Annotated in this window: 4 protein-coding genes; 2 read left to right on the plus strand and 2 right to left on the minus strand. The window is 63.8% G+C overall.

What is annotated here, in order from left to right:
* Positions 1-69: 69 nt before the first annotated feature.
* Together NLX68_RS22935 and NLX68_RS22940 are read left to right on the plus strand one after the other, a co-directional pair.
* A complete protein-coding gene (locus NLX68_RS22935) occupies positions 70-10239 on the plus strand; it encodes a DUF4347 domain-containing protein (protein WP_254285936.1) in 10170 nt (3389 codons plus the stop codon).
* A 52-nt stretch (positions 10240-10291) separates the two neighbouring features.
* Entirely contained in the window at positions 10292-11767 is a 1476-nt protein-coding gene (locus NLX68_RS22940) for a TolC family protein (RefSeq protein WP_254285937.1), read from the plus strand.
* 85 nt (positions 11768-11852) lie between these two features.
* Here NLX68_RS22940 and NLX68_RS22945 read toward each other — a convergent pair whose 3' ends face one another.
* Positions 11853-15377: a P-loop NTPase fold protein gene (locus NLX68_RS22945; RefSeq protein ID WP_254285938.1), complete on the minus strand. Its 3525-nt coding sequence runs from the start codon at positions 15375-15377 to the stop codon at positions 11853-11855.
* A gap of 222 nt (positions 15378-15599) precedes the next feature.
* Entirely contained in the window at positions 15600-16211 is a 612-nt protein-coding gene (locus NLX68_RS22950; RefSeq protein ID WP_254285939.1) for a response regulator transcription factor, read from the minus strand.
* Positions 16212-16238: the final 27 nt, after the last annotated feature.

Here is a 16238-nt window from a genome sequence, read left to right on the forward strand (position 1 = left end):
GCGGGGCCGTCGCCACTTTTCACCATTCGCTGCCTGTGAGCAGGGCGGTTGCACAGCAGGAGGTGCAGCATGAAGTTCCTCGAGCGATTCAAGCGTCAGGCGTCGCAGGCAACCCAGCCAGCCGGGCACAGCGGCCAGGCGCCGTTGCTGTTCGCCCTGGAGCCGCGGATCATGTTCGATGCCTCCGTGGCCGTCGTTGCCCAGGAGGCCATGGCCCAGGCGACAGCGGAACCGGCCAAGGACAGCACCTCTGCCGAGCACAGCGCCCCGCCAGCGGCGGCCACTGCCGATATCGGCAGCCAACAGACCGGGCAGCGCCACGAAGTGGTGTTCGTCGATGGCCAGGTCAAGGATTCGCAACAGTTATTGGACGGCCTGCCTGCCGGCACCGAGGTGGTGGTCCTCGACCCGAGTAAGGACGGCCTGCAACAGATGGCCGACTACCTCAAGGGGCGTGACGGCCTGGACGCCATCCACCTGCTGTCCCACGGGGCATCGGGCAGCGTGCAGCTGGGCAATGTCTGGCTCGACAGCAGCAACCTGGCCGAGCACAGCGCAGCCCTGCAAAGCATCGGTTCGGCGCTCAAGGCCGATGGCGACCTGATGCTGTATGGCTGCCGCGTCGGCAAGGACAGCGCCGGCCTGGCGTTCGTCGATCAGCTCGCGGCGTTGACCGGGGCCGATATCGCGGCCTCCACCGATGACACCGGGGCCCAGGCCCTGGGTGGCAACTGGACCCTGGAGCGCAGCAACGGGATGCTGCAAAGCACCGCCCTGGGTGCGCAGTTGAGCGGCTACCAGAGCCTGCTGGCCACCAGCTTCAGTTCCGGTTCTACCGCTACCTTTCCGGCGCCGCTGTTCGGTGTGCGTACCGTGGCGGGCGATTTTGACGGTGATGGCGATGCCGACATCCTCTACCAGACCGGCGGCAACGGCACGGCCTGGCAGTATGCACGCAGCAATGGCGACGGTACCTTCACCCTCATGACCCAGGCCGTCTCGCCATTTGCCGGCCTGAGCCTGGGCGACACCGCGGGTAACAACTTTTTCGCCGACGATTTCGACGGCGATGGCGATATCGACCTGCTGGCCGGGATCAACGGCGGCCAGGGCAATTACTTTCGCAACGACGGTGGCAGTTTCAGCAGCCAGCCGAATACAACCTTTCCGTCGGTGAGTTTCGCCGTGCGCATGGTGGTAGGCGACTACGACAACGACGGCGACGCCGACATCCTGTACCAGACCGGCGGCAATGGCTCGGCCTGGCAGTATGCGCTCAACAATGGCGATGCCACGTTCACCCTCATGGCCCAGAACGTGTCGCCGTTCGCCGGCCTGAGCTTCGCCGACCACAACAGCAACGCCTACCGGGTCGGTGATTTCGACGGTGACGGCGACCTGGACATTCTTACCGGTGTCAACGGCGCCACCGGCAACTACTATCGCAACGACGGCAGCAGTTTCAGCAGCCAGTCCAGCAGCACCTTCCCGGCACCGGTCTTTGGTGCGCGCCTGGTGGTGGGCGACTTCGACAGTGACGGCGATACCGACATCCTCTACCAGACCGGCGGCAACGGTACGGCCTGGCAGTACGCGCGCAGCAATGGCGACGGCACCTTCACCCTCATGACCCAGGCCGCTTCACCGTTTGCCGGCCTGACCCTGACCGACACCAGTGGCACCAACTACCGGGTCGCCGATTTCGACGGTGACGGTGACGTCGACCTGTATGCCGGGATCAACACCTCCACCGGTACCTATGTCATTCAGAACGACCGTCCGCCTATCGTGGTCAGCTCCACCCCGAGCGACAACGGGGTGAACGTTTCGCCCACGGCCAATATCGTCTTGACCTTCAACGAGAGCGTGGTCAAGGGCACCGGCAACCTCTATATCGTGCGGACTTCCGACAACGCCATTGTCGAGACCATCGCGGTAGGCAGTGGGCAGATCACCGGTTCCGGCACGACCTGGACCATCGACCCGTCGATCACCCTGGCGCTGGGTACCGGTTACGCCATTCGCTTCGACAGCAAGACCTTCGCCGACCTCGATGGCGCGATTTTCAAAGGCATCAGCAACAACACCACGCTGAATTTCACCACCCTGACCAACGCCGCACCGGTGGTCGGCAACCTCAATGGCGACTCGGTCGGCTTCAGCGAAGGCGGCAGTGCCGTGCTGATCGACCTGGGCGGCAATGCCACGCTCAGCGATGCCGACTCGGCGGATTTCAACGGCGGCAATGTCACCGTGTCGATCGTCAGCAACGGGGTGGCGGGCGAGGACGTGCTCAATGTTCGCAACCAGGGCGTGGGTGCCGGCCAGATTGGCGTATCGGGCGGCAACATCACCTATGCCGGTGTGACCATCGGCACCGTTGCCGGCGGTACCGGGGGCAGCAACCTGGTCATCAGCCTCAACGCCAGCGCGACGCCCGCCATCGTCGAAGCGCTGCTGCGCAACCTGACCTACAGCAACAGCAATACCGGCGACATCGCCAGCGCCAGCCGTACCGTGCGCGTCACCGTCAACGATGGCGACGGCGGTACCAGCAGCAATGCCAACGTCACTGTCGCCATCACCGCGATCAACGATGCGCCGACGGTAGTGGCGACGCCGAACAACCCGACCTTTACCGAGGGCGGTGGCGCGGCGGACCTGTTCAGCGGCGTCACCGTCAGTGCGCTGGAGGCGGGGCAGAATATCGACCAGTTGATCCTCACGGTCGGCAACCTGGGCAATGGCAGCGACGAGTTGCTGGTGGTCGACGGCACCACCATTGTCCTGCTCAACGGTACGACCGGCACCACCGCCAGCAATAGCATGAGCTACCTGGTGAACATTACCGGCAGCACCGCTACCGTGACCTTGAGCAAGGTTGGCGGTATCACCACGGCGGCGACCCAGACCCTGGTCGACGGCATGGCCTACCGCAACACCAGCCAGGCCCCGGACACCACCAGCCGGGTGGTGACCCTGACCAGCATCCGCGACTCCGGCGGCACCAGCAATGGCGGCGTCGACACCCAGGTGCTGGCGATCGCCAGCACAGTGACGGTGGTGGCGGTCAACGATGCGCCGACGCTGTCCGGCGGGCCGTACGCACTGCCCGGCACCGACGAGAACACACCGACCTCCGGCGTGCTGGTCTCGACCATCCTGGGCGGGCTGACCTATGCAGATGACGATGCCGGTGCGCTGTCCGGGATTGCCCTGACCGCCAGTAGCGGCAACGGCACCTGGCAGTACTCCACCGATGGCCTGACCTGGAACGCGGTGGGCGCAGTCACGGGCAATGCCGCTTTGCTGCTGTCGAGCAGCAGCTACCTGCGCTATGTGCCCGACCAGGGCAATGGCGAGAACGTCAGCCTGTCGTTCCGCGCCTGGGACCGGAGCAGCGGCACGGCGTCGACCAACAGCACCCGCAATAGCGCCGACACCAGCAGCAACGGTGGCAGCCTCGCGTTCTCCAGCGGCATCGCCCAGGCCACGCTGAGCGTCACCGCACTCAACGATGCCCCGGTGCTGACCCCGGCCGCGCCTGCGCTCACGCCGTTGACCGACGGTGCGATCAACAACGCCGGGCAGACGGTTGCCAGCGTGGTCGGGGCCAGCATCAGCGATGTCGACAGCGGCGCGCTGCAGGGCATCGCCGTCACCGGCCTCACCAGCGGCAACGGCACCTGGCAGTACAGCCTCGACGGCAGCACCTGGAACGCCATGGGTAGCGTGGCGGCCAACAGCGCGCTGCTGTTGCGGGCCACCGACAAAGTGCGTTTCGTTCCGGACGGCACCAATGGCACCACGGCCACCCTGACCTACAACGCCTGGGACCAGACGGGCGTGACCGCAGGGCAGCAGGGCACCAAGGTGGACACCGCCTTGTCCGGCGGCAGCGGTGCCTTCTCGCTGGCCAGCGATACGGCCAGTGTGACCGTCACCGCCGTCAACGACGCCCCGCAGGTCACCACCAGTGGCGGCACCACAGCGTTTACCGAAGGCAACAATGTCGTCTCCACGCCAGTGGTTATCGATAGCGGGCTGACCTTGGCGGATTCCGACAACCTTAGCCTGGCCAGTGCCACAGTGAGCATCACCGGCAACCTGCAGACGGCTGAAGACCGTCTGGCTTTCACCAACAACCCGGCGACCATGGGCAATATCAGCGCCAGCTACAATGCCGCCAGCGGCGTCCTGACCCTGACCTCGGCAGGTGCCTCGGCCACGCTGGCGCAATGGCAGGCGGCCCTGCACGCGGTGACCTACAGCAACCTGTCCGACGCGCCAAGCACCGCTAACCGTACGGTCAGCTTCCAGATCAACGACGGCAGCCTGGACAGCACCGTGGCGACCAAGACCGTCAGCGTCACGGCGGTCAATGACGCGCCGCAGGTCAGCGCACCGGCGACGCTGTCGGTCAGCGAAGACACCGCTACCGCAGTCACCGGCATCAGTTTCAGCGATGTCGATTCAAGCATGGCCACGGTAACCCTGACGGTGGGTTCCGGTACCTTGTCGGCCACCAGTGGCGGCGGGGTGGTGGTCGGTGGTACGGGCTCGGCCCGCACACTGACCGGCACTATCGCCAACATCAACACCTTCATTGCCGGCAGTAACCTGAGCTTCACCACCGCCAGCAACGCCACCGCCAATGTGACCCTGACGGTGAGTATCGACACCGCCAGCATCGCCACGGCCTCGACCACCACGACCTTGCAGGTCACGGCGGTCAACGACGCACCGAGTATCAGCGCGCCGGGCAGCATCGCCGTGAACGAGGACCAGCCTGGCGCCATCACCGGCATCAGCTTTAGCGACGTCGACGCCGGCAGCGGCGCGGTCACGGTCGTCCTTTCGGTGCCCAGTGGCAGCCTGAACGCAACCAGCGGCAGCGGTGTTACGGTGAGCGGTTCCGGCACCGGCAGCCTGACCCTGGTGGGCGGTCTGGCCGATATCAATGCCTTCATCGCCGCCAGCCAGGTGAACTTCCTCACCGCCGCCAACTCGGTCGGCAACGTCACCCTGACGGTGGCCATCGACGACGGCGGCAACACGGGCGTCGACCCCGGCAACTCCGGTACCGGCAGTTCCGAGGCGAGCAGCACGACGCTGACCCTGGCCGTGACGGCCATCAACGATGCGCCGCTCAACGCGGTGCCTGGCACCCAGTCTTTCGCCCAGGACAGCGTGCTGGTGTTCACGACCGGCAACGGCAACCTGATCAGCATCAGTGACGTGGATGCCGGCGGCGGTGCGCTGCAGGTAACGCTGGTGGCCACCAATGGCCTGATCACGCTCTCCACAACTACCGGCCTGAGCTTCACCAGCGGTGACGGCACGGCCGATGCGACGATGGTCTTCACCGGTAGCCTGGCCAGCATCAACGCTGCGCTCAATGGCCTGAGCTTTACCCCGACACCGGGCTTCAACGGCCTGGCGTCATTGCAGATCATCAGCAACGACCAGGGCTTGAGTGGCAGCGGCGGCGCGCAGATCGACAGCGACACCATCAACCTGAACGTGAACCCGCTCAATCCGCGGGTGAGTAACGTCCAGGTCAGCAACCCCAATGGTGGCTACAAGGTCGGTGACGTCATCAGCGTGACCGTCAGCTTCGATCAGACAGTGGTCGTCGATACCACCGGCGGCGCACCGAGCCTGTTGCTGGAAACCGGTCTGGTCGATCGCCTGGCGTCCTACGTATCGGGCTCCGGCAGCACGACCCTGACGTTCAGTTATGTGGTCCAGGCCGGCGACCTGAGCAGCGATCTGGATTACACCTCCACCGGCGCGCTGAGCCTCAACGGCGCGACGATCAAAAGCGTGCACAGCGACGACGCGGTGCTGACCCTGCCCACCGTGGGTGGCGCCAACTCCATCGCCGGCCAGGACAGTATCGTCATCGATGGCGTAGTACCGACGGTCGCCAGTGTCGGCGTGCCGGCCAATGGTAGCTATGTCGCTGGCCAACACCTGGATTTCACCGTCAACTTCAGCGAGAACATGCTGGTCGACACCAGCGGCGGTACACCACGTCTGGCGATCACCCTGGATACCGGCGGCACGGTCTACGCCAACTACCTGTCCGGTTCCGGTACCGGTGCCCTGGTGTTCCGCCTGACCGTCGCCAGCGGGCAGCTGGACAGCAACGGCATCAGCGTGGCCGGTGCCATCGACAGCAACGGCGGTACCTTGCGTGACAGCGTCGGCAACAGTGCAGTGACCACGCTCAACGGCGTGCCCAGCACCAGCGGCGTATTGGTCGATGCCATCGTGCCGAGCGTGGCCACGGTCTCGGTACCGGCCGCCGGCGCGTACAACAACGGCGACGTGCTGAGTTTTACGGTCAACACCAGCGAAGCGGTGATCGTCGATACCTCCGCAGGCACGCCGCGCTTGTTGCTCGACATTGGTGGCGTGACCCGCTACGCGAGCTATGTGTCCGGCTCTGGCAGCGGTGCCTTGGTGTTCCAGTACACCGTGCAGGCCGGCGACAACGACAGCAACGGTATTGGCGTGGCGGGCAGCCTGGACCTGAACGGCGCAACCGTGGGCGATGCGGCGGCCAACCCGCTGACGCTGACGCTCAACAACCTGGGCAGTACAGCCTCGGTGCTGGTCGATACCGTTGTCCCGCAAACCACCGGCATCGTGCGCGTCGATGCCAGCCCGAGCGCTGCCGACTCGGTCCGCTACACGGTAACGTTCGACGAGAACGTCAGCGGCGTGGATGTCGCCGATTTCACCCTGGTGTTGAGCGGCAACGCTGCCGGCAACATCGCCAGTGTTACCCAGGTCGATGGCCATACCTACACGGTACTGGTCAACGGCCTGAGCGGGGTGGGTAGCGTGCGCCTGGACCTCAATGGCAGCGGCACCGCTATTACCGATGCCGCCGGCAACGGCCTGAGCGGTGGCCTGGCTGGCGCTGTCTACAGCATTGACCGGGTCGCGCCGAGCATCACCCATGTCGAGGTGCCCAGCAACGGCAACTACGTTGCCGGGCAGAACCTGGACTTCATCGTCCACCTCGACGAAACCGTCGTGGTCGATACGACCGGGGGCACACCGCGTATTGCCGTTACCCTCGATAGCGGTGGTACCGTCTACGCCAACTATCTGTCCGGTTCCGGTACCGCTGCCCTGGTGTTCCGCCTGACCGTCGCCAGCGGGCAGTTGGACAGCAACGGCATCACCGTCGCTAGTACTCTCCAGCTCAACGGCGCAACCCTGCGCGATGGGCTCGGCAACAACGCCGGTACCACACTCAACGGCGTGCCCGGCACCAGCGGCGTCTTGATCGATGCCGTGGTGCCGAGCGTGGCCATGGTCTCGGTACCGGCCGCCGGTGCGTATAACAGTGGCGACGTGCTGAGCTTCACGGTCAATACCAGTGAAGCGGTGAGCATCGATACCAGCGGGGGGACGCCACGCTTGCTGCTCGACATCGGTGGTGTGACCCGTTATGCAACCTATGTGTCAGGTTCTGGCAGCGCTGCGTTGCTGTTCCAGTACACCGTGCAAGCCGGCGACAACGACAGCAACGGTATCAGCGTGGCGGCGAGCCTGGACCTGAACGGCGCGACCGTGCGCGATCCGGCGAGCAACCCGCTGACGCTGACGCTCAACAACCTTGGCAGCACCGTGTCGGTGCTGGTCGATACCGTCGTCCCGCAAACCACTGGCATCGTGCGCGTCGATGCCAGCCCGAGCGCTGCCGACTCGGTCCGCTACACGGTGACGTTCGACGAGAACGTCAGCGGCGTGGATGTCGCCGATTTCACCCTGGTGTTGAGCGGCAGCGCTGCCGGCAACATCGCCAGTGTTACCCAGGTCGATGGCCATACCTACACGGTACTGGTCAACGGCCTGAGCGGGGTGGGTAGCGTGCGCCTGGACCTCAATGGCAGCGGCACCGCTATTACCGATGCCGCCGGCAACGGCCTGAGCGGTGGCCTGGCTGGCGCTGTCTACAGCATTGACCGGGTCGCGCCGAGCATCACCCATGTCGAGGTGCCCAGCAACGGCAACTACGTTGCCGGGCAGAACCTGGACTTCATCGTCCACCTCGACGAAACCGTCGTGGTCGATACGACCGGGGGCACACCGCGTATTGCCGTTACCCTCGATAGCGGTGGTACCGTCTACGCCAACTATCTGTCCGGTTCCGGTACCGCCGCCCTGGTGTTCCGCCTGACCGTCGCCAGCGGGCAGTTGGACAGCAACGGCATCACTGTCGCTAGTACTCTCCAGCTCAACGGCGCAACCCTGCGCGATGGGCTCGGCAACAACGCCGGTACCACACTCAACGGCGTGCCCGGCACCAGCGGCGTCTTGATCGATGCCGTGGTGCCGAGCGTGGCCACGGTCTCGGTACCGGCCGCCGGCGCGTATAACAGTGGCGACGTACTGAGCTTCACGGTCAATACCAGTGAAGCGGTGATCGTCGATACCAGCGGGGGGACGCCACGCTTGTTGCTCAACATCGGTGGCGTGACCCGCCATGCAACCTATGTGTCAGGCTCCGGCACCGGCGCGCTGCTGTTCCAGTACACCGTGCAGGCCGGCAACAACGACGCCAACGGCATTGGCGTGGCGGGCAGCCTGGACCTGAACGGCGGGGCCGTGCGCGACGGAGCGGGCAATACCTTGAACCTGTCGCTCAACAACCTTGGCAGTACCTCGTCGGTGCGGGTTGACACCCTGGCACCCCAGGTTGCCGATATCGTGCGGGTCGATGTCAGCCCGATCGCCAGCAGTTCGGTCCGTTACACCGTGACCTTCGATGAAAGCGTCAGCGGCGTCGACAGCCCCGACTTCGCGCTGGTGTTCAGCGGCACGGCCAGCGGACGTATCGCCAGCGTGACTGCGCTCAACGGGTGGACCTACACCGTACTGGTCGACAGCCTCGCCGGGCTCGGCACGTTGCGCCTTGATCTCAAGGGCAGCGGCACCGCTATCGTCGACAGTGCCGGCAACGACCTCAGTGCCGGCCTGCAAGGCAGTGTCTATAGCATCGACCGGGTCGCCCCCTCGGTGACGGCGGTGCAGGTTCCGGCCAACGGCACCTATGTCGCCGGGCAGACCCTGGATTTCACCGTGCAGCTGGACGAAGCCGTGCTGGTCGATACCGCCGACGGTTTGCCGCGCCTGGCTATCAGCCTGGGCAACGGCCGGGTCGCCTATGCCGACTACCTCTCCGGCTCCGGCAGCACTGCCCTGGTGTTCCGCATGACCGTCAGCAGCGGCCAGCAAGGCAACAACGGCATCAGTGTCGGGCCGCTCATCGATCTCAACGGTGGCAGCTTGCGCGATGCCCTGGGCAATGATCTGGAGGCTGCGCTCAATAACGTCGCCAGTACCGATGCCGTGCTGATTGATGCTCGTGCGCCGCGTCCAGGCGCAATCAGCCTCGATGGCCCTTCGCCGACGGCGGAACCGACCCTGAGCTTTACCCTGACCTTCGACGAAGACGTCAGCGGCGTGGACGTCGGCGATTTCAGTGTGACCAGCACCGGCAGTGCCAGCGGTAGCCCGCAATCGCTGGTGCAAGTCGATGCCCGGACCTACCGGATCAGTGTGGCCAGTATCAGTGGCCAGGGCAGCCTTGGCCTGCGCCTGAATGCGTTGGGAAGCGGCATTCAGGACCAGGCCGGCAATGCATTGGCGGTGTCGCTGACGGGGCCGGCCTATGTCATCAATGCGCAGGACGCCGGGGATCCTGAGTACCGGGTCAAGGTCCCCGAGCCGAGCACCGTGCCTTCGAGCACCTTGGCGCAACCACAAGTACCGCTGATGCCAACGCAGCCGACGACCTCACCCTTGTTGCCGACGCCGTTGTTCGAGGTGCGCACGCTGGGCAGCGGCATCGCCCCCTTGGGTCGCCTCTTCATACACAACGGCGCCAGCGCACCGAGCTTCATCGCCCAGGTCTTTGCCAGCAGCAACAATCCTGGCGAGGGCACGGGCACGGGGTTCCTGGGTTTTGGCGGTGGCGATGGCGGGGTGTTTGGCAGTAGCAGCTTCTCGACTATTTTCACCCGGCAAATGCCGTCGGAGGAGGTCCAGATGAGCGTCTTCGATGGCAAGCAGTGGCGCGGCGGTGATGGCCGCGGTGTCTCCGGGGCGCCGACCCTGGGTCAGCAATTGCATGCACTGAACGAGGCCGACCAGCGTCCTGTACGCGAGTTGGCCCTGGCCCTGGCGCAACCGACGCAGATCGGACCGCGGGCATGATGGACGGCACCAACACTTTCAAGATCGAGCCGTACCAGGGGGCGGCCCAAGGATGAAAAAAAACCACAAGTTGCTCGGGGTCAGCGTCTTGGCATTCGCCATCAGCGGCTGTGCGGTCACCAGCCAGCCGATAGACAGGCAGGTCAGTGAGGACCGTGCACGCGCCGATATTAGCGCGATGTTCAAGGACCAGGAACCGCTCAGGGGGCCGCTGACCTTGCATCAGGCAATGGCACGGGCGGTGAAGTACAACCTCGAGGCGCGACTGAAAGTCATGGAAGAAGCGCTGGCCAAGCGCCAGGTCGACCTGGCGAGCTTCGACATGTTGCCGCGCATGGCACTGGAAGCCGGTTATGCCGGACGTAACAATGTCAGTGCGTCCAGCAGCCAGAGTGTGCGAACGGGTACCCAGTCCCTGGAACCCTCGACCTCCCAGGACCGCGATCGCGAGGTGGCCGACCTGACCATGGTGTGGAACGTCCTCGACTTCGGTGTCAGCTATGTCAGCGCCAAGCAGCAGGCCGACCAGCGCCTGATTCTCCAGGAGCGCCGGCGCAAGGTCATCCATACCATCACCCAGGATGTACGCTCGGCCTATTGGCGCGCCGTGGCGGCGCAGCGTCTGCTGACCCAGATCGACAGCCTCATGGGGCGCATCGCCGAGGCGCGCAGCAATAGCCAGCACATGAGTGCGCAGCGCCTGGGCGACCCGGTACAGGTGCTCAGCTATCAGCGTGCGCTGATCGAAGCGACCCGCCAGCTGGAAGAGCAGCGTCGCGCCTTGTCGCTGGCCAAGACCGAACTGGCGGCGTTGATCAACCTGCCGTTGAACGCCGATTTCAGCCTGGCGCCGCAGGAGGGCTATGCGCTGCCGCAGTTCAAAGGCGATTTCGCCCAGCTTGAGCAGCAGGCCCTGGCCAGTCGGCCGGAACTGCGCGAGCAGGATTACCAGGCACGCATCAGCGCAGCGGAAACACGCAAGGCCATGTTGCGCTTGCTGCCGGGCCTGGAGTTTTCCGCCGGCGGGCATTACGACAGCAACTCCTTCCTGGTCAATCAGAGCTGGGCGGACTACGGCGTCAAGGTCACCTGGAACCTGTTCAACGTGCTCTCGGCACCGGCCGCCATCAAGGTTGCCAAGGCCGGCGAGGATGTAGCGGCAGCCCGGCGCCAGGCGATGTCGATGGCGGTCCTGGCACAACTGTATGTGGCCAACGCCAACTTCAACGAGGCGACCCGGCAGTTCCGCACCAGCGAAGAGCTGGCAACCCTGGACGGGGAAATCGCCGAGCAGTTGCGCAACCGCTATCAGACCCAGAACATCGGAGAGCTGGAACTGATCCAGGGCGAGCTCAACAACCTGCAGACCCAACTCAAGCGCGACCTGGCCTATGCCGAGTTACGCAATGCCCATGCGCAGCTGTTCGTCAGCGCCGGCACCGATCTGCTGCCCGAGACCCTGCCGGACAACCGCCTCGATACCATTGCCACGGCATTGCAGAACAGCGAGTCACGCTGGGTGCGGTGATGGCGGGGGGAGGGGCCTCACCAGGTCGAACACTGGCGTTCGATCTGGCCCTGCCCATGAGGCCGAGATTCGTTGGAAAAAGCTATCAAGAAGGAATACGCACCCCAGCCAATGATTGGGCAAAACGCTGTATCTCCTCCTCCGAGGGCGGCCAAGTGACCCCCAGGCCTGGCGCACAGTAGGCCTTGATCGACACCTTGGCCAGATCGGCGAGTTCACTCTCGGGGAGATGGTCTTTGGCGCAGTTCTTCCAGTCGCTACCGAACACCTCATAGAGCGCGCCCAGGGCCACGATCCGGTGTTCAGCGATACTGGCTTCGGCCGCCGAAGATCCGGATGCTACTGTCAGCCCTAGCCACTCCCTTAGACGCCTTGGCAGTATGTCCCAACCGGACTGATCAAACCGCTGGGCCTGCTGCAGCATTGCCAGGTAACGCAAGCGATTGGCAAAACGCTTGAGCGCTCGAGGTGTTCTGCGATGCTTCTGGACCAAGGGCGACCATGCCACCAGAGACGCTTTGAACGCTGGTGAGTCCTGCACCCTGTACAGAGTGCGGCGCAAACGCAAAAGCGCATAGGTCAAACCCGTGGTAACCAGCAGCACGATGATCGCTACCACCGTAAAGGCGATATCGTTACGCGTATCCAACGCTTCGTTCGGCGGGAAGGGGTTGGCTGTGACGGTGCTGTCAAGATTGGTTTCAGGCAGTGCGGAGCTGCCTTGTTTGTTGTCGTCGGGTACGCTGGCAGGGGGTGTCGCAGCTGTTTTGTTTGTCGTGGTTTCGTAAGCTTGCGCCGAGGCAAGCGGGAGTTGATAGTGCTGGCCTGAATGCCATGCATAGCCGAGTGCAACAAGACAAAAAACCGTAGTGACTGCAATCTTCAGTCGTTTGAAAAGGGCCGTCTGTGGCGTTGAGTCGGCTGCGGTTTCTTCCAGCAAGGAGTGCGGTTTGTCGCTGGGAGTATCCGGTACTGCGATCTCCAGATTGATCAGCTTTTCCAGGTAGTCACGGGCGTATTTGCGTCGCCGCATACGTTCCAACTCGGCTTTTGCCTCAGCCGTGAGCGGCGCTTGGCTAGAGCTGTCGAGTTCGGTCATTTCCTGGGCGATCTTTTCAAAGGACAACGCCAGCGCCGCCTGTACCCGGTTGGTGGCCATGCCAAAGATAACAAAGCATTTGCCTGACGACACCAGGAAATTGACGGCCTCCATTACCTCCAGGACAGCCTCTGCGCGACAACGGTCCAGGTCATCGATCACCACCACCAAGCGCCCAGGCAAACACTGGGTGACCTCCTCGAACTCCTTGGCGAACCGTGAGCGGAAGCTGGTCAGGGCATTCGCTTCCTTGAGTCGAAACTGCTCTACCGAGTTGGACAGCAACACGGCCGGATCCGCGCCGAAAGCGGTTAGCGTCTTGCGCAAGGCAACGAACGCTGTAACCAGCCCTGCCAGTTTCGCCGCCAGCGGCCCCAGATTCAGCGATCCGAGAAACGCCAGCGTGATCCCGTCGTCCTGGGGCGCCGAGGCTTTGTCGAGCAGTGTCGAAAGCGACTGCCATTGACCTGCCTCATGAGCCGACAGGTAGGCCCCCAACCAGACCGCGGACAGTGCCAACAGACTGGCCACGAACCAATGCCTTTTCGTGCGTAGTACCAGCAGTCGCCAGCGGAATATCCACCCGCTCGGTTCGAAAAAGGAAGGCAGCGACTGCTCGCGCACGGCACTGAGCAAGGCCGCGAGCAACTGCTCATCTTTCTGGTGGTGCCAGGCGTTGAACCATACCGGGCGGCAGCCGTTGTTCTGCAAGTCTTTGCAAATCAACGTCATCAGGCTGCTCTTGCCGGTACCCCAGTCGCCGGAAACAGCGAGCGTCAGCGGCGGCTCCGTGGCCTCGTTGCGCAGAAAACGCGAAATGCCTTTGGCCAGTGGGCCGAAGCGCAGGCGGTCTTGGCAGAAGTCTTGGGTTGGCGCATCCGACGCGGCCATGGTGGCGACGCCATCCTCCACGGGGGGCGGCCGGGTCTGGAATGCACGCATCCACATCCAGGCGATCAGCAGCAGCGAGGCCCAGAACCACGGCGCAGGGTAGCGGGAGTATTGAATCGGAGTGGGCACGATTGCCCAGGTCTTGCCGCCGTCCCGGGTGCGCGTGAGGGCAGGGTGCAGGCCGACGGCCCAGCCGTTGTTGGCATCACTGAACCACATGGCCAAGCGCGTGGAGCGTGCCGGCGAGTAGCTTTTTTGCGCCGCGCCGTTGACGCTTGCAATCATCTGGCCGTCCTCGCCCGCCATCCAGCCAAGGCCGTTGCCCGTGCTGTAGGTCGCGGTTGCAGTCATCTGGACATCAGGCGTGGGCTGCAAGCGCCAGGTAGCGCCGCAATCGTTGGACACCATCGTCCCGTCCTTTGCTTTGGGAGGGGCCTTCAGGCCGTCTGGAGAGAACGTCATGGTGTGCACGTCCGCAGGCTTGTCCCTGGCAACACTTTTCCACTTCAAGCCGCCGTCTGTGGTAGACAAGGACGCCCCCTCGCCATTGCTGATCCTGCCACGCAGTCCATCCGCTTGAAAGTGGACGCAGCGTAGCCCTGGCAGTTGGGGTTGTGGTTGTGGTTTCAGCAAACGCCAGGAGCGCCCTAGATCCGTGCTCGACAGCAATTCCCCATCCTCCGTGGCCATCCATCCGTGGCCATTTTCGAGGAACATGATCGAGGTCACAGTGGAGTGAATGCCGGTGACGGTCGGCAGCCAGTGCTCACCCGCGTCGGTGGTTCGCAGCAACACGCCAGCGTACCCGGCCGCCCAGCCGCGTTTGCCATCGGCCAGGAATGTTATGGCGAAGAGGCTGCCAGGCAATGCGCTGGCCTTAACCTTCCAGGTTTTCCCGCAGTCCTCGCTGGTGACGATGCTGCCATAGTCGCCAATGGCCCATGCGTGTTTGCAGTCGGTAGGCACTGGAGAAACCACCAGCCCCCACGGACTATCGTTGGAGGTTTGCGAGGCGTCCTTGCTCAGAGACCTTTCTATTTGTGTTCCGGGTGGCATGCCTTGGGGCCAGCGGGGTGAACGATTATTAAAGTACGGCGATGGTGATGGGAGCTGCGGAGGACCTATCGGAATTCCAGATGAACGAGTATCTGGTGTCCAGGTGCCGCTGTCAGGGCGCATCTCATAGACCGAACCCGAGAATGTGACGGCGCCACCTTGCTTGCCATCATCGGAGATCCACGCGTATGTCAGGTCCTTGGTCAACCCGCTGACCTGGCTGCGCCAATGCTTGCCGCTATCGTCAGAGAACAGGGCGGCGCCGCTGTCGCCAACAGCCAGAAGGTATTGCCCATTTGCGGAGGCCGCGATGGAGTTGAGTTTGCGGGCGGGTTGCCATAGCCGCAACTCACCATTCGCCTCGCGGGGGTACAGCAGTTGGTCCACCCAGCTTCGCTCGGAAACGGGGGTGGCCGGGTAAGGGTAGGGTGGTTGCCAGTGAGCCAAGACGCCGGCTGCAACGGTCATTACAATCGCCAGCAGCCCCCAGCTCAGGTTGAATTTGAGTGGCGGTGATGAGGGTGTCGATTCAGGCGTGATCCTGGAGGATTGACTGGAGAGCATGTTCGCCGTCTCGATGTCAGACCATGGTGATGTCCCAAGGTGTGGAAAAAACGGACGGCTGCGCTTCCCACCTGCCGCAGCGGGCGGCTTTATCAATATAGTCGGTGGGCGGATGTTCACGCTTGCTGGCGATAAAAAAACGCTGGGCATTCACACTGCGACAGCGGACGAAAGCCTGACGAGCCTGGGCTTCAGTAGTGAAATCGCGGGGCAAGCCGGCCCCTATGGTGTGACGGCGTATTTCACCGCGGCGGCCCGCGACGGCACGTTGAGGGTGCGCAACAACGACGACACATGAATGCGCACGGTAAAGGGCGAGATATCCAGCGCGCGGGCAATTTCCTTGTTGGTCTTGCCCTGGGCGATCAGGCGCAACACCTCTTGCTGACGCGCGGTCAGGGTGGTGGCCACTGCACTGGTGTCCAGCGGCAGCAACCCGGACGGAGCAAAACGCACCAGCACTTCGCCTTCGCGAATGGCCAGAATCGCCTGGCCGATCTCGTCGGGGGCGATGTTCTTGCCAATGAAACCGTCGATACCGGCGGCCATCACTTCGCTGATCAGCTCCGGGTCATCGACCATCGACACCACAATCAGGGTGGTGCGGCGCAACTGTTGACGCAAGTCGACCAACTGAGTGATGCAGGTAAGCCCGGGGAAGCGCAGGTCAAGGAGCAGGGTGTCGGGCTCCGCGCCGCGAGCAACCTGTGCCAGGACGCTGTCGAAATCCCCGGCTTGTTCGATCAGCGCATCAGGTAACAGGCGCTGGACAGTCCCCACCATCGCTTCGCGAAACAGCGGGTGGTCGTCAGCTATGATGATCCGGCATGCCATGTCGAGTGCCTCCCTGGGCCTGGCGTT

Origin of the sequence: Pseudomonas sp. SBB6, from assembly GCF_024213215.1 — a bacterium.
Classification (GTDB): domain Bacteria; phylum Pseudomonadota; class Gammaproteobacteria; order Pseudomonadales; family Pseudomonadaceae; genus Aquipseudomonas; species Aquipseudomonas donghuensis.

Bases quoted from the DNA above. Each gene is read 5' to 3' on its own strand.
- NLX68_RS22935 (WP_254285936.1), top strand. From the start codon at position 70: ATGAAGTTCCTCGAGCGATTCAAGCGTCAGGCGTCGCAGGCAACCCAG.
- NLX68_RS22940 (WP_254285937.1), top strand. From the start codon at position 10,292: ATGAAAAAAAACCACAAGTTGCTCGGGGTCAGCGTCTTGGCATTCGCC.
- NLX68_RS22945 (WP_254285938.1), bottom strand. From the start codon at position 15,377: ATGCTCTCCAGTCAATCCTCCAGGATCACGCCTGAATCGACACCCTCA.
- NLX68_RS22950 (WP_254285939.1), bottom strand. From the start codon at position 16,211: ATGGCATGCCGGATCATCATAGCTGACGACCACCCGCTGTTTCGCGAA.